Below are 14,644 nucleotides of genomic sequence, written 5' to 3'. Positions count from 1 at the left end.
CTCGGTCGGCCGAGAAGCTAGCTCTTCGGCAAGTTCCTCTCCGCGAAGTCCAGTTCCAGACGGACCTGCTTGATGCGTTCGTCGACGACCAGGGAACCGTGACCCGCGTCGTAGCGGTAGACCTCGTGGACGGCGCCCCTGGCCTCCAGGCGCTCGACGTAGTTCTCTACCTGGCGGATCGGGCAGCGCGGGTCGTTGACGCCCGCCGAGATGTACACCGGGGCCTTGACCTCGTCGACGTAGGTCAGCGGGGAGGATGCCTCGAAGCGCTCGGGGACCTCCTCGGGGGTGCCGCCCAGCAGGGTGCGGTCGAGTGCCTTGAGCCCCTCCATCTCGTCGTGGTACGCGGTGACGTAGTCGGCGACCGGCACGGCCGCGATGCCCAGCGTCCACGCCTCGGGCTGGGTGCCGATGCCGAGGAGGGTGAGGTAGCCGCCCCAGGAGCCGCCGGTGAGGATCAGGCGCTCGGGGTCCGCGAGGCCCGAGGCGACCGCCCATTCCCGCACCGCCGCGATGTCCTCCAGCTCGATGAGGCCCACCCGGTGCTTGAGGGCGTCGGTCCACGCGCGGCCGTAACCGGTGGAGCCCCGGTAGTTGACCCGGACCACCGCGTACCCGTGGTCGACCCAGGCGGCCGGGCCCGCGGCGAAGGAGTCGCTGTCGTGCCAGGTCGGGCCGCCGTGGATGTCGAAGACCGTCGGGAGCGGACCGGCCGCCCCGGCCGGCTTCTGGACCAGGGCGTGGATGCGGCCTCCCGGCCCCTCGACCCACACGTCCTCCACCGGGACCGAGCGGGGCGACTTCATGCCGGGCGGGTCGAGGACGACGCGGCCGGTGGTGGAGCGGACGGCCGACGGCTCGGCGGCCGAGGACCACAGGTACTCCACGCTGCCGTCGGGGCGGGCCGTGGCCCCCGAGACGGTGCCGGCGGGGGTGTCGATCTCCGTCAGGCCGCGCTCGGCGAAGTCGTAGCGGAACAGCTCGCTGCGGGCCTCGAAACCGTGCACGATCAGCAGGCCGGAACCGTCCGGATACCACTCGGCGCTGACGTCACCGGGCAGCTCCAGGGCCAGGTCGGTCTGCTCGCCCGTCGCCACGTCCCACACCAGGGGCTCCCAGCGGCCCCGGCGCTGATGGCCGATGAGCAGCCGGGTGTCGCCGTCGACCGGCGCGAAGCCCAGCACCTCCAGGCCCAGCTCCTCCTCGCCGCCCCTGGTGTCGTCCAGCTCGGCGACCGTGCTGCCGTCGGGACGCAGGACGCGCAGCGCCGAGTGCATGGCGTCGCCGTGCTCGGTGTGCTCGATCGCGATCAGGGAGCCGTCGTGGGAGAGGTCGCCGACGCCCGCGGACTCGCGGTGCCGGTAGATCTCCGCCGGGGCGCCGCCGTCCCCGCGCGCGAGGTGGATCGTCGTACCGTCCTCGTCGGTGGAGCGGCCGATCACCGCCGTGCGGCCGTCCCGGCCGAGGGCGAGGCCCGCCGGATAGGAGGGGTCGAGACCGGGCACGGCCTCCTCGTCCGCGCCGCCCGCGAAGGGCTGGCGGCGCCAGACGCCGAACTCGTCGCCGTCCTTGTCGTCGAACCACCAGATCCAGTCGCCGTCCGGCGCGAGCACGCCGTCCGTCGTGCCGTTGGGCCGGTCCGTGACCTGGCGCTGCTCCCCGCTCGACCGGTCCCAGGCGTACAGCTCGTACGTCCCCGTCGCGTTCGAGACGAACAGGGAGCGGTCCGGGGCGTCCTCGGCCCAGTCGGGCAGCGACACCCTCGGCGCCCGGAACCGCTTCTCCCAGTCGGGCACCTGCTCGCCCTGCGTCTGCCGCAACCCGTTGCTCTCAGTCATGGCCCCATACTGCCCCGACCCGGCGACACCGCGCAGAAGAGATCCCCAGCCTGTGGACAACCTCCTCCGTCCGTCACGTTTTCCACAGCCCCGCGGCCGGGTGGTCCGGGCGCGCACCGTACCGTGGAGAGCGTGTACCGGTTTCTGCTGACGCCCCGATGGTGGGGGATCAACGTCTTCGTCGTCCTGTCCATCCCCTTCTGCATCTTCATGGGTTCCTGGCAGCTCGGCCGTTTCGAGGACCGGGTGCAGGACCACGAGACGGCCTCCACGCAGCAGGAGTCGGCCGCCCGGGACGCCGCACGCCCGCTGACCGAGCTGCTGCCCGTGGACAAGGCGACGGTCGGCAGGCAGACCACCGTCACCGGCCGGTACGACGATCAGCTATTGGTCCCGGAGCGGAAGCTCGACGACCGGGAGGGCTTCTACGTCCTCACGCTGCTGCGCACCGACAGCGGTGAGGCCCTGCCGGTCGTGCGGGGCTGGCTCCCCGGCGAACCCGACCCGGCCAAGGCCCCGGCCCCGCCCACCGGCGAGGTCACCGTCACCGGGGCGCTCCAGGCCGCCGAGTCCCCCGGCGCGGGCGGCGTCAGCGGGCGCTCCGGGTGGCCCGACGGGCAGACCGGCGCGATCAGCGCGGCGACGCTGCTGAACCTCGTGCCCTACGACGTGTACGACGCCTGGGTCACGCTGAACGAGGGCGACTCGGGGATGCGGACCGTGCCCGTGAGCGCGCCGCAGAACACCGGCCTCGACCTGAAGGCCTTCCAGAACCTCGGCTACACCGCCGAGTGGTTCGCGTTCGTCGGCTTCGTGATCTTCATGTGGTTCCGGCTGCTGCGCCGCGAGGTCGAACTCGCCCGGGACGCCGAGCTGGGCCTGGTCGCGGAGGACGGGGAGGACACGGAGGACGAGGACGCCGGACGGGCCAGGGCGGGGCTCGTCTCCTGACCCGCGGGGCCTGACCCACGGGAACTGCGTCCGCGGGGCCTGACCCACGGGACCTGCGTCCGCGGGGCCTGACCCACGGGGACCTCCCCCGCGCGGTTTGCCCCGCGGGGGCTACGCTCCCGAGCCCGAGTCCGCCAGCAGGCCGGTCCAGTAGACGGTCCCCACGCACGCGTTGGACACCGTGGCCGTCGCCGATCCGGAACCGCCCTCCGGCGTGTACGTCACCGACACGCTGCCCTCGGCCGGGCCGTCCTCGGTGATCAGCTGGGTCGTGGGTCCGGCCTCGCCACCGCCCGCGGAGGTGCCGCCCGCGGCGGTCGTGTCCGCGGTGGGCGAGGGATCGGGCGAGGGCCCGCCGCTGCTGCCTCCCGTGGTGCCGCCGGTGGTGGGACAGGTCTCCGAGGGCACCCAGGCGAACTGCACCTCGTACGCGGCGCCCGGCGCCAGGGCCAGCGAGGCGGTCTCCAGCGACGGGTCGGGCAGTCCGGCCGCGGCGTCCCCGGCGGCGTGCCGTGCGGTGCCGATCCTGGTGGCCTCGGCGGCGCCCAGCGAAGCGGTGACCACGTTGCCGGGGCCGGTGACGGTACAGCCGTCCGAGGAGACGTTGGTGACGCGGAAGGAGCCGTAGACCACGCCCGTGGAGTCGGGCTCGGCACTGCTCGCGACGGCCGGGCCGAGCGACCCCGGCGCGCACGCGGGGACGTCGGCGGGGCTGCTGGCGCTGGGGACGCCCGAGGGGGGCGCGCCCGTCGCGGCGCCGGGCTCCTTGCCGCCGGGCGTCTCCTTGGGGCCGACCTTGTCCGGGTCCTCGGGCGTGTCCCCGGAGCCGGCGACGCCGCTCTGCCCGCCGGCCGGGTCCTTGCCCTGGGAGGCGCCGCCCTGGGCCTGTGAGGCGTTGCCCGCGACGGACGGGTCGGCTCCCGCGCCGGTGGCGTTGGAGACGTGTACGAGGGCCGGGACCGCCGTGCCGAGGAAGAGGGCGGCGGCCGCCGCGCCGACGAGTGCCTGGCGCTTGCGGGCCCGCCGGGCGGGCACCGCGCGCCGCAGGTGCTCCAGGGTGCCGTCGCTCGGTTCCATCTCCCGGACCGCCCGTTGCATCATCGCGCGCAGGGCGGCCTCGTCGGTGGCCGGCCCGTCGGCCCCGGGAGCGTCGGGGCCCTGCGCGGCGGGGCCGTGGTTCACAGTTCCCTTCCCAGCGTGCGTGTCGTGCGTGTGCTTCTGCTGTTCCCGCCCGGCCGGTCCGGCGGGCGCGCCATGCCCGTCACGGGCGTCCGGTCCTGCGTCGTGACCGTCGCGGGCGTCCGGTCCTGCGTCGTGCCCGTCACGGGCGTCCGCCCCCGGGTCACGCCCGTCGCGGGCCACCGGCCCCGGGTCACGCCCGTCGTGGACGTCCGACCCCGGATCACGCCCGTCGCGGGCGTCCGGTCGCGCGTCGTTGCCGTCGCTCATGCGGGAGCCTCCATGGCCACCCTGAGCGCCGCGATCCCGCGCGACCCGTAGGCCTTGACCGAGCCCAGGGATATGCCGAGCGTCTCGGCGACCTGGGCCTCCGTCATGTCGGCGAAGTAGCGCAGGACCAGCACCTCGCGCTGCCGGCGCTGGAGCCCCTTCATCGCCTTGATCAGGGAGTCGCGCTCCAGCTGGTCGTACGCCCCCTCCTCCGCGCTCGCCATGTCCGGCATGGGCTTGGAGAGGAGCTTGAGGCCGAGGATGCGGCGGCGCAGCGCCGAGCGCGAGAGGTTGACGACGGTCTGCCGCAGGTACGCCAGGGTCTTCTCCGGGTCGCGGACGCGTTTGCGCGCCGAGTGCACCCGGATGAAGGCCTCTTGGACGACGTCCTCGCAGGAGGCCGTGTCGTCGAGGAGGAGGGCGGCGAGACCGAGCAGCGAGCGGTAGTGCGCCCGGTAGGTCTCGGTGAGGTGGTCGACGGTGGTGCCCGCCGCCACGTCCTCGGCGCCGTCGCGCTGGTTCGATATGCGGGCCGGCCGCGCTGCGGGCATCGGCGCGATCACCGGCATGCCACCGGCCGGACCGGCCACACGGGGACGGACGGACCGGACGGGAGGGCGCAGAGCCGCGCCCCGCGTGCCTGCGGTGAAATCGAGAACCTCTGCCACGCCAGTTGGACACGTCCACCCCCGTGAGGGTTGTACGTGCCGGGCGTCACGTTCCCGTGTCCGTCGGGCAGCCGCCCGGGCGGCCACCCGGCTGACGGTGCGTCATAGGCCCTCATCGTCCGCTCTTCCCCTGTGTTCCATGTGAACGGGCGTCCCCACGCCCGCCCTCGGCGTCCCCGCGCCGAACCACGCCCCGCGCCACGAATGGGTGACCGCAAAGACGCTCCCCGCCGCTCGCACGGTTGCGGAGGGCGGGGAGGAAATCCTCTGACGGCGCGGGTGCCCGGTACAAGTAGTCCGGACCAACTTCCGGATCACATCTCGTCCATGGATCCTACAAACGAAACCCACGGCCGCCGGGCCTTTTCGCCTCTCTGATCCCGGTTCAGCCGAACTCGGCCGCCACCAGCTCCGCGATCTGCGCGGTGTTGAGCGCGGCGCCCTTGCGCAGATTGTCCCCGCAGACGAAGAGTTCGAGCGCGGTCGGGTCGTCCAGGGCCCGGCGCACCCGGCCGACCCAGGTCGGGTCGGTGCCGACCGCGTCGGCGGGCGTCGGGAACTCCCCCGCGGCCGGGTTGTCGAACAGGACGACGCCGGGGGCGGTGGCCAGGATCTCCCGGGCCCCCTGGACACTGACCTCGCCCTCGAAGCGGGCGTGCACGGTCAGGGAGTGCGTGGTGACGACCGGCACCCGTACGCACGTCACCGCGACCGGGAGGTTCGGCAGCCCGAGGATCTTGCGGGACTCGTCCCGCACCTTCATCTCCTCCGAGGACCAGCCGTCCTCCCGCAGCGATCCGGCCCACGGTACGACGTTCAGCGCGACCGGCTCCGGGAACGGCCCGGTGTCGTCGCCGACGGCCCGCCGCACGTCACCGGGGTGCGTCCCCAGCTCGGTGCCGGCCACCAGCGACAGCTGCCGGCGCAGCGTGTCCACGCCGTCCCGCCCGGCCCCGCTGACCGCCTGGTACGAGGAGACGACCAGCTCGCGCAGCCCGAACTCGGCGTGCAGCGCGCCCAGCGCCACGATCATGGACAGCGTCGTGCAGTTCGGGTTGGCGACGATCCCGCGCGGCCGCATCCGCACCGCGTGCGGATTGACCTCGGGCACGACCAGCGGCACCTCCGGGTCCATCCGGAAGGCGCCGGAGTTGTCGACCACCACCGCGCCCTTGGCGGCGGCGAGCGGCGCCCACTGGGCGGCGACCTCGTCGGGCACGTCGAACATGGCGACGTCGACCCCGTCGAAGGCCTCTTCGCTCAGCGCGACGACCTCGACCTCCTCCCCGCGCACGGCCAGCTTGCGGCCGGCCGAGCGCGGGGAGGCGATCAGGCGGATGTCGCCCCAGACGTCCGCGTGCTGGGACAGGATCTGGAGCATGACCGAGCCGACGGCACCGGTCGCGCCCACGACGGCGAGCGTGGGCCGGCCGGTACGGCCGCCGTCCCGGCCGGTGTCTTGCCTGGCGGACATCAGCGCCCGGTGCCCCCGTAGACCACGGCCTCGTCACTGTCGGAGTCGAGTCCGAAGGCGGTGTGCACGGCGCGCACGGCCTCGTTCACGTCGTCCTTGCGGGTGACGACCGAGATGCGGATCTCGGAGGTCGAGATCAGCTCGATGTTCACCCCGGCGTCGGAGAGCGCGGTGAAGAAGTCGGCGGTGACGCCCGGGTTGCTCTTCATACCCGCTCCGACCAGCGAGATCTTGCCGATCTGGTCGTCGTAGCGCAGCGAGTCGAAGCCGATGCCCGGGCGGTTCTTCTCCAGCGCGTCGATGGCCTTGCGGCCCTCGCTCTTGGGGAGCGTGAACGAGATGTCCGTCAGGCCGGTGGAGGCGGCGGACACGTTCTGCACGACCATGTCGATGTTGACCTGGGCGTCGGCGATGGCGCGGAAGATCGCGGCCGCCTCGCCCGGCTTGTCGGGCACCCCGACGACCGTGACCTTGGCCTCGGAGGTGTCGTGCGCGACTCCGGAGATGAGGGCCTGCTCCACGTGCTTTTCCCCTTGCTTGATCGGCTCGCTGCTGACCCACGTGCCCTGCAGTCCGCTGAAGCTGGACCGCACGTGAATCGGAATGTTGTACCGGCGGGCGTACTCCACGCAACGGTGGAGCAGCACCTTGGAGCCGGAGGCAGCGAGCTCCAGCATGTCCTCGAAGGAGATCCAGTCGATCTTCTTCGCCTTGGGCACCACGCGCGGGTCGGCGGTGAACACGCCGTCGACGTCGGTGTAGATCTCGCAGACGTCCGCGTCGAGCGCGGCGGCGAGGGCGACGGCCGTGGTGTCGGACCCGCCGCGGCCCAGCGTGGTGATGTCCTTGCTGTCCTGGCTGACGCCCTGGAAGCCGGCCACGATGGCCACGTTGCCCTCGTCGACCGAGGTGCGGATGCGACCCGGCGTGACGTCGATGATCCGGGCCTTGTTGTGGACCGAGTCGGTGATGACTCCGGCCTGGCTGCCGGTGAACGACTGGGCCTCGTGCCCCAGGTTTTTGATCGCCATGGCCAGCAGCGCCATGGAGATACGCTCCCCGGCGGTCAGCAGCATGTCGAGTTCGCGCCCGGCAGGGATCGGGGAAACCTGCTCGGCGAGATCGATCAGCTCGTCCGTCGTGTCGCCCATCGCGGAAACGACGGCGACCACCTGGTTGCCGTTCTTCTTCGCTTCCACGATCCGCTTGGCGACGCGCTTGATGCCCTCGGCATCGGCTACGGAGGAGCCTCCGTACTTCTGCACGACAAGGCCCACGTGCGCTCCTCGCTCAATCCGTCTCTTTCCGCACGTACGTATATGTACTGCGGTCGGCTCATTTTACCGAGCGTCCGGGTTTCACCCCTGCGGTATCGCATGGTGAGACTCCGGACCGCCCACTGTTCGGGGTGGCTCATGCCCAGGGGGACGCGGGTCACTCGGGAAAGTGCGGTGTGTCACACGTTCACAAGTGGCTTCCCGCCACGTGGAAGACCGGGTTGGTTGAACGTACAACCCTTGCGGCCCCTGGTGCGTCCGACGCCTCACGACCACACCCGCGAAGACGGCGCCCGCGCCACGTTCCGACGGGTGCTGCCGGCGCCGCTGATGCGGATGGCCCGGACTCCCTGGATGCCCCGGAACCCCCGGAAGGCGCCGCTACTTGACCGGCCGCAGGCCCAGCGGTCCCGCGATCTCCCGGACCATGACCCGGCCGGCCTCCGACTCCAGGGTCTCGTCGCCCAGCTCCTGGTCGGTGTCGAGGCCGTCCAGCTCCTCCAGGGGCTGGTTCAGGCGGACGTGGGCGACGACCGACTGGAGGGCGCGCAGCGTCGCGGAGGCGGTGGAGCCCCAGTTGGAGAAGTAGGAGAACTGCCACCACCACAGGGCCTCCGTGGTGCGGCCGGCCTTGTAGTGGACCATGCCGTGGCGGAGATCGGTGATGACGTCGGTGAGGTCGTCGGAGATGCGGGCCGGGACCGGGGCCTTGCGCGGCTCGTAGGGGTCGAAGACCTCGGAGTAGACGTCGACCGGGTCGAGGATGCGGGCCAGGTTCTCGCGGATCTCGTCCACGTCGAGTTCCGGGCCCGGGTCGGGCTCGTAGCGCTCGTCCGGGACGATGTCCTCGTGGGCGCCCAGCCGGCCGCCGGCCAGCATCAGCTGGGAGACCTCCAGGAGGAGGAAGGGGACGGCCGAGTCGGGCTCGTCGCCCTTCGCCACCTCGGTGACGGCCACCAGGAAGCTCTCGATCTGGTCGGCGATCTGGACCGCGAAGTCGTCCGGGTTCTGGTCGGTCGCGTGCAGCGTGGCGTCAGACATCTAGGAGTCGTCTCCCCTCGAAGGCGCGGCCGAGGGTCACCTCGTCCGCGTATTCCAGGTCGCCGCCCACCGGGAGGCCGCTGGCCAGGCGGGTGACCTTGAGGCCCATGGGCTTGATCATGCGGGCGAGGTACGTGGCCGTGGCCTCGCCCTCAAGATTCGGGTCCGTGGCCAGGATCAGCTCCGTGACCGTGCCGTCCGCCAGGCGGGCCAGCAGCTCACGGATGCGCAGGTCGTCCGGGCCGACCCCGTCGATCGGGCTGATCGCGCCGCCGAGCACGTGGTACCGCCCGCGGAACTCGCGGGTCCGCTCGATGGCGACGACGTCCTTCGGTTCCTCCACCACGCAGATGACGGAAGGGTCGCGCCGGGCGTCGCGGCAGATGTTGCACTGCTCCTCCTGCGCGACGTTCCCGCAGGTCGCGCAGAAGCGGACCTTGGCCTTCACTTCCATGAGGGCCTGGGCGAGCCGCCGTACGTCGACCGGCTCCGCCTGGAGGATGTGGAAGGCGATCCGCTGCGCGCTCTTGGGACCGACGCCGGGCAGCCGCCCGAGTTCGTCGATGAGGTCCTGGACCACGCCTTCGTACAACGGACTGCCGTCCTTCCTGAGGTTCGTGCACTACGTACGGTAGATGGCTTCGGCCGGTCTGAGAAAGGCGAACCCGGAAAGCCGGGGACGCGGACTCAGAACGGCAGGCCGGGGATGCCGCTGCCGCCACCGCCGAGGCCCTGGGCGAGCGGTCCGAGCTTCTGCTGCTGGAGGTTCTGCGCGTTCTCGTTGGCCGCCTGGACTGCGGCGACGACCAGGTCGGCGAGGGTCTCGGTGTCCTCCGGGTCCACCGCCTTCGGGTCGATGACGAGGCCGCGCAGCTCGCCGGAGCCGGTGACCGTGGCCCTCACCAGGCCGCCGCCCGCCTGGCCGTCGACCTCGGTCTGTGCCAGTTCCTCCTGGGCCTTCGCCAGGTCCTGCTGCATCTTCTGGGCCTGCTGGAGCAGCTGCTGCATGTTGGGCTGGCCACCACCGGGGATCACGTTCAGCTCCCATCGCGTCCGGTCACTACCGTTTTGCCGTTCGGCACGAGCCTACGTGGTCCGGGCGGCCCTCGCCCCAGCACTCTTTCGAGTGATGCCCTGGGTGCCCTATACCTGATCAACGCCCTCTTCCGGGCGGAAAAGCGACGGAACCCGGCCCTTCGCCACCCATTGGGCGGTAGGAAGGGTTCCGGCGCGGGGTTCCGGCGTACGAGTCCTCAGGGACGGCGAGCGGTACGGCGAGCAGTGGCGAGCAGTAGGGAGTGCCGGGTGGGTCAGCCGGAGATGCAGCCCGAGGGGCCGCCGCAGCGCGGGCGGGACGGCGAGGGCGGGGCGGCCGGGACGCGGCCGGGCGACCTGACCGGGCGGACGTTTCCCCTCGGGGACTGGGCACTGCCCGCCGAGCGGCTGGACGAGCTGTACCGGTGGGTGGAGCGGGGCGCGCTGGACACGGCGGCCTGGTACCTCGCGGACCGGGTGTGGAAGCGGCGCGGTGCCGTACTGCTGCGGGGCGGGGCCGCGGTGGGTGCGGCGGCCGGGGCGGCGCTGCCGCTGCTCGACCTGTCGGGCGCGGTGGGCGGGGTCGCGCCCTGGGGGTATCTGGCGCTGCTGTGGGCGGTGGCGTGTGTGGCGGGCGACCGGTACTTCGGGGTGACGTCCGGCTGGATGCGGGACGTGGCCACGGCGCAGGCGGTGCAGCGGCGGCTCCAGGCGCTCCAGTTCGACTGGGCGTCGGAGAGCGTGCGGGAGGTGCTGGGCCCGGCGGACGGGACGGCGAGCGAGGCGGCGGAGCGGTGCCTGCTGGTGCTGCGGCGGTTCTCGGAGGACGTGACGGAGCTGGTGCGGGCGGAGACGGCGGACTGGATGGTGTGCTTCCGTCCGGGGCCGGGGCCGCTGGGACCGCACGCCGCGGCGGCGGCCGACGGGCCGCGCCCGGACGGCGCGGGCACGGGCGCCACCGGGCGGTTCCCGCTCCCCCCGCAGAACGGCACCCGTCCGAACATGCCCCGCCAGCGTCCGCCGGAGCCCCGCTGACCCCGAGGCGGCGCGCGCCCCGGCCGCCGCCCGCCCCGTCAGTACCCCTGTGCGCGGGTGTAGAGCAGGGACTCGCCGGTGTCGTCGTTGGTGCGTTCCAGGCTGCCGTCCGGCCGCAGGGTGACGGTGCTGGGGCCGCCCGGGGTGCAGCTGCTGGACGGACCGGTCCTGACCGCGGACGGGCCGAGCCGCAGCGGACCACCGGAGCCCGGTTCGGCCGTGAGGGCGGCCTCGAACACGCAGTGGTACGTGCCGGTGTCCGTCGGCCCGTCCGCCACGAGGGTCAGCACCGTGTCGCCGACCTCGCCCGGCACGATGCTCAGCGTGCGGGGGTGTGTCCCGGAGGCGTTGTCGATGCTGGTCGACCAGTCGCCCACGTACCCGGCCGGGACCGTGCCCTCGTCGGCGGCCGGGTCGGTCGACGGCGACCGGCCCCCCGTCGCACCGGACGAGCCGGAGGCGCCCGTACCCGGGTCCTGCGGCGCGCCGGTGGACCGCGTGGGCGTGGGGTCGCCGCCCGCACGACCGTCGTCGTCCCCGCGCATCAGGGCGTAGACCGAGCCGCCCGCGCCCAGCGCGACGACCAGGGCGACGACGATCAGCAGCGCGGTGGAGCGGCCGCTGCGGACGGGCTCGTGCGGCGGTCCGTACGGGGGTGGGGGTCCCTGGGGCGGGGTCGGGCCGAGGCCGCCCCCGCCGCCGTACGGGTGCTGGTGTCCGGGCTGCGACGGGTGCCAGGCCGGGGCCGGGTCGTACCCCGAGGCCGGTGGCCGGGGGTGGCCGTGGACGCCGGGCGGGGGCGTGGCCGGGTGGCCCGCGACCTGGGTGGGGAGATGGTTCAGCGGGTTGCCACCGCCGCTGCCCGGCTCACGCGGAGGAGGCGGCCCGCCGCCGGACGCCGGGTCGGTGCCCTGGGCAGCACCCTCGCCGCCGGACCCGTCGCCGCTGGCCCCACCGCCACCCGGCCATGCGCCACCGGGGCCTGCGCCGCCAGGGACAGCACCATCAGGCCCTACGCCGCCGGGGCCGGCACCACCAGGCTCCACGCCGCCAGGGACAGCACCACCAGGCCCCACACCCCCGGGACCAGCACCACCAGGCCCCACACCCCCGGGACCAGCACCACCAGGCTCCGCGCCGCCGGGTCCCGCACTGCCTCGCCCCGCACCGCCGGGTCCCGCACCCCCAGGCCACACCCCGCCAACCGCCGCGCCGTCGGGCAGCGCGGCGCCGGGCGTCGCTGCCGATGCTGCGGGTGTGCCGGAAGGGGTCGGGCCGCCCCCGGGCCGTGCCGGGTCTTCGGGGTTCTCCGTGTCCAGCAGCTGTACGGCGTGGCGGCCGAGCTGGGCCACCAGCGCGCTGGGCAGCCACGGGTCGCGGGAGCGGCCGCCGGTGACCGTGTCCTGCGCGCCCGTGCGCTCCAGGACGTCGGCGAGGGCCGGCCGCGCCGCGGGGTCCTTCCGCAGGCAGTCGCGCACGAGGTCGGCGATGCCCTCGGGCACGCCCTCCAGGTCGGGCTCCTCCTGCGCGATGCGGAACATCAGGGCGTGCGCACCGCTGTTCGCGGCGCCGAAGGGCAGCTTGCCGGTGGCGGCGTAGGCGAGGACCGAGCCGAGGCAGAAGACGTCGCACGCGGGCGTGACCCGGTCGCCGCGCACCTGCTCGGGCGCCATGAAGCCGGGCGAGCCGACGAGCGCGCCGGTGCGGGTGAGGCCGCCGTCGGTCACCGTCTGGAGGGCGCGGGCGATGCCGAAGTCGATGACGCGGGGGCCGTCGATGGTGACCAGGACGTTGGACGGCTTGAGGTCGCGGTGGACGATCCCGGCGGCGTGGATGTCCTGGAGCGCGTGCGCCAGACCGGCGCCCAGGGTGCGCACCGAGCGTTCCGGCAGCGCGCCGTGGTCGTGCCCGACGACCTGCTGGAGGCTGGGCCCGGCGACGTACCCGGTGGCCACCCACGGCACGGCGGCCTCGGTGTCGGCGTCCAGTACGGGCGCCGTCCAGTACCCGCCGACGCGGCGCGCGGACTCGACCTCCTGCCGGAATCGCTCGCGGAACTCCTCCAGCGCGGCCAGTTCCTCGCGCACCAGCTTCACGGCGACCGTGCGCCCGCGGTCGGACCGGGCCAGGTAGACGTGGCCCATGCCGCCCATGCCCAACCGGCCCAAGAGCCGGTAGGCCCCAACGTGCTGCGGGTCCCCGTCCCCCAGTCTCCGCATGCCGCGCCGCCTTCCCCCCGAACATGAGCAACAGGCCGAGGATAGTGCGGGGCGGCCCGGCGGTAGGTCGCCGCTCGTCCACGGTTCCGTAACGGAGGGGCCCCGCGCGCCCCCGCCGCGTCGGCACCGCGTCCGCGCCGCGTCGGTCGCCGCGTCGACAACCTGTCGTGGAAAGCCCCCGACCGCAGACAGGACGCCGATTCCGTTTCCGCATCGCGGACATCTACCCTCGGCCGCATGACCCCTCAGCCCTCCCCCCAGGCCAGCGCCGCCGTGAAGGCCGCGGACCGCGCGCACGTCTTCCACTCCTGGTCAGCCCAAGAGCTGATCGACCCGCTCGCCGTCGCCGGCGCCGAGGGGTCGTACTTCTGGGACTACGAAGGCAAGCGCTACCTCGACTTCTCCAGCGGGCTCGTCTACACCAACATCGGCTACCAGCACCCCAAGGTCGTCGCCGCGATCCAGGAGCAGGCGGCGCGGATGACGACGTTCGCGCCCGCGTTCGCCGTCGAGGCGCGCTCGGAGGCGGCCCGGCTGATCGCCGAGCGGACGCCCGGCGACCTGGACAAGATCTTCTTCACCAACGGCGGCGCCGACGCCGTCGAGCACGCCCTGCGCATGGCCCGGCTGCACACCGGCCGGCCCAAGGTGCTCTCCGCCTACCGCTCGTACCACGGCGGCACCCAGCAGGCGGTCAACGTCACCGGTGACCCGCGCCGCTGGGCCTCCGACACCGGCACGGCCGGGGTCGTGCACTTCTGGGCGCCGTTCCTGTACCGCTCGCGCTTCTACGCCGAGACCGAGGAGCAGGAGTGCGCGCGGGCGCTGGAGCACCTGGAGACGACGATCGCCTTCGAGGGCCCGGGGACCGTCGCCGCGATCGTCCTGGAGACGATCCCGGGCACCGCGGGGATCATGATGCCGCCGGCCGGCTACCTGGCCGGGGTGCGCGAGATCTGCGACAAGTACGGCATCGTCTTCGTGCTCGACGAGGTCATGGCCGGATTCGGCCGCACCGGCACCTGGTTCGCCGCCGACCTGTACGACGTCGTGCCCGACCTGATGACCTTCGCCAAGGGCGTGAACTCGGGCTACGTGCCCCTCGGCGGCGTCGCGATCTCGGCCGAGATCGCCGCGACCTTCGCCGAGCGGCCCTACCCCGGCGGACTGACGTACTCCGGGCACCCGTTGGCCTGCGCCGCCGCCGTCGCCACGATCAACGTGATGGCGGAGGAGGGCGTCGTCGAGCACGCGGCGCGGCTCGGCGCCGAGGTCGTCGAACCGGCGCTGCGGGAGCTGGCCGAGCGCCACCCGAGCGTGGGCGAGGTGCGCGGGACCGGCATGTTCTGGGCGCTGGAGCTGGTGCGCAGCCGGGAGACCCGGGAGCCGCTGGTGCCGTACAACGCGACCGGGCAGGCGGCCACGCCCATGTCGGCGTTCGCCGCCTCCGCCAAGGCGCACGGCCTGTGGCCGTTCGTGAACATGAACCGGACCCACGTGGTCCCGCCGTGCAACGTCTCCGAGGCGGAGCTGAAGGAGGGCCTGGCGGCCCTGGACACGGCACTGTCCGTGGCGGACGAGTACACGGAGTAGGCGGAACGGGCCGAGGGGACCGAGCGCGTAGGGTGGCGTGCTCGTACGCGGTAGACATGTGTAC

At 73.3% G+C, this 14,644-nt stretch carries 12 protein-coding genes; 3 read left to right on the top strand and 9 right to left on the bottom strand.

From position 1 onward, the window contains the following. Positions 1 to 17 precede the first annotated feature (17 nt). Complete coding sequence (locus Sru02f_RS01290; protein WP_109029364.1) at positions 18 to 1,838, bottom strand: S9 family peptidase; 1,821 nt, start codon at positions 1,836 to 1,838, stop codon at positions 18 to 20. A gap of 132 nt (positions 1,839 to 1,970) precedes the next feature. Here Sru02f_RS01290 and Sru02f_RS01285 point away from each other — a divergent pair, with 132 nt between their 5' ends. After that, on the top strand, positions 1,971 to 2,789 hold the full coding sequence (locus Sru02f_RS01285) for an SURF1 family protein (RefSeq protein WP_280524867.1): 819 nt from the start codon (positions 1,971 to 1,973) through the stop codon (positions 2,787 to 2,789). Positions 2,790 to 2,900: 111 nt separating this feature from the next. Here Sru02f_RS01285 and Sru02f_RS01280 read toward each other — a convergent pair whose 3' ends face one another. The 7 genes from Sru02f_RS01280 to Sru02f_RS01250 all read right to left on the bottom strand — a co-directional run bounded on the left by Sru02f_RS01280 (position 2,901) and on the right by Sru02f_RS01250 (position 9,733). Continuing rightward, positions 2,901 to 4,238 (bottom strand): SNUT3/LISCH7 family protein, encoded by a 1,338-nt coding sequence (locus tag Sru02f_RS01280; protein ID WP_109029362.1) that lies wholly within the window; start codon positions 4,236 to 4,238, stop codon positions 2,901 to 2,903. Then, a complete protein-coding gene (locus Sru02f_RS01275) occupies positions 4,235 to 4,807 on the bottom strand; it encodes a SigE family RNA polymerase sigma factor (RefSeq protein ID WP_030183825.1) in 573 nt (190 codons plus the stop codon). Before Sru02f_RS01275 ends, Sru02f_RS01280 begins: the two co-directional genes overlap by 4 nt. 484 nt (positions 4,808 to 5,291) lie before the next feature. Next, complete coding sequence (locus Sru02f_RS01270) at positions 5,292 to 6,380, bottom strand: aspartate-semialdehyde dehydrogenase (protein WP_109029361.1); 1,089 nt, start codon at positions 6,378 to 6,380, stop codon at positions 5,292 to 5,294. After that, positions 6,380 to 7,657 carry an aspartate kinase gene (locus tag Sru02f_RS01265; RefSeq protein WP_003975324.1) on the bottom strand — a complete coding sequence of 426 codons (1,278 nt, stop codon included), beginning with the start codon at positions 7,655 to 7,657 and terminating at the stop codon, positions 6,380 to 6,382. The genes Sru02f_RS01270 and Sru02f_RS01265 overlap by 1 nt, the downstream gene beginning before the upstream one ends. A gap of 381 nt (positions 7,658 to 8,038) precedes the next feature. Beyond that, positions 8,039 to 8,698, bottom strand: coding sequence for a DUF5063 domain-containing protein (locus tag Sru02f_RS01260; RefSeq protein ID WP_109029360.1), 660 nt, complete (start codon positions 8,696 to 8,698; stop codon positions 8,039 to 8,041). Beyond that, positions 8,691 to 9,290 carry a recombination mediator RecR gene (recR, locus tag Sru02f_RS01255; protein ID WP_109029359.1) on the bottom strand — a complete coding sequence of 200 codons (600 nt, stop codon included), beginning with the start codon at positions 9,288 to 9,290 and terminating at the stop codon, positions 8,691 to 8,693. The genes Sru02f_RS01260 and recR overlap by 8 nt, the downstream gene beginning before the upstream one ends. A gap of 95 nt (positions 9,291 to 9,385) precedes the next feature. Continuing rightward, positions 9,386 to 9,733 carry a YbaB/EbfC family nucleoid-associated protein gene (locus tag Sru02f_RS01250; RefSeq protein ID WP_109029358.1) on the bottom strand — a complete coding sequence of 116 codons (348 nt, stop codon included), beginning with the start codon at positions 9,731 to 9,733 and terminating at the stop codon, positions 9,386 to 9,388. Positions 9,734 to 10,003: 270 nt separating this feature from the next. Between Sru02f_RS01250 and Sru02f_RS01245 the strand changes: the two genes are divergently transcribed. Then, complete coding sequence (locus Sru02f_RS01245; protein ID WP_030867879.1) at positions 10,004 to 10,768, top strand: SLATT domain-containing protein; 765 nt, start codon at positions 10,004 to 10,006, stop codon at positions 10,766 to 10,768. A 38-nt stretch (positions 10,769 to 10,806) separates the two neighbouring features. Here Sru02f_RS01245 and Sru02f_RS01240 read toward each other — a convergent pair whose 3' ends face one another. Beyond that, entirely contained in the window at positions 10,807 to 12,987 is a 2,181-nt protein-coding gene (locus Sru02f_RS01240; protein ID WP_109029357.1) for a serine/threonine-protein kinase, read from the bottom strand. A gap of 237 nt (positions 12,988 to 13,224) precedes the next feature. Between Sru02f_RS01240 and Sru02f_RS01235 the strand changes: the two genes are divergently transcribed. Then, positions 13,225 to 14,580 carry an aspartate aminotransferase family protein gene (locus Sru02f_RS01235; protein ID WP_109029356.1) on the top strand — a complete coding sequence of 452 codons (1,356 nt, stop codon included), beginning with the start codon at positions 13,225 to 13,227 and terminating at the stop codon, positions 14,578 to 14,580. Positions 14,581 to 14,644: the final 64 nt, after the last annotated feature.

Source organism: Streptomyces rubrogriseus, assembly GCF_027947575.1.
Taxonomy (GTDB): Bacteria; Actinomycetota; Actinomycetes; order Streptomycetales; family Streptomycetaceae; genus Streptomyces; species Streptomyces rubrogriseus.
This window is presented reverse-complemented; position numbering and strand designations above follow the sequence as displayed.

What these genes read in the sequence shown, in the direction of transcription:
- Sru02f_RS01290 (WP_109029364.1), bottom strand. Translation starts at nt 1,838, where the DNA reads ATGACTGAGAGCAACGGGTTGCGGCAGACGCAGGGCGAGCAGGTGCCC.
- Sru02f_RS01280 (WP_109029362.1), bottom strand. Translation starts at nt 4,238, where the DNA reads ATGAGCGACGGCAACGACGCGCGACCGGACGCCCGCGACGGGCGTGAT.
- Sru02f_RS01275 (WP_030183825.1), bottom strand. Translation starts at nt 4,807, where the DNA reads ATGCCGGTGATCGCGCCGATGCCCGCAGCGCGGCCGGCCCGCATATCG.
- Sru02f_RS01270 (WP_109029361.1), bottom strand. Translation starts at nt 6,380, where the DNA reads ATGTCCGCCAGGCAAGACACCGGCCGGGACGGCGGCCGTACCGGCCGG.
- Sru02f_RS01260 (WP_109029360.1), bottom strand. Translation starts at nt 8,698, where the DNA reads ATGTCTGACGCCACGCTGCACGCGACCGACCAGAACCCGGACGACTTC.
- Sru02f_RS01240 (WP_109029357.1), bottom strand. Translation starts at nt 12,987, where the DNA reads ATGCGGAGACTGGGGGACGGGGACCCGCAGCACGTTGGGGCCTACCGG.
- Sru02f_RS01235 (WP_109029356.1), top strand. Translation starts at nt 13,225, where the DNA reads ATGACCCCTCAGCCCTCCCCCCAGGCCAGCGCCGCCGTGAAGGCCGCG.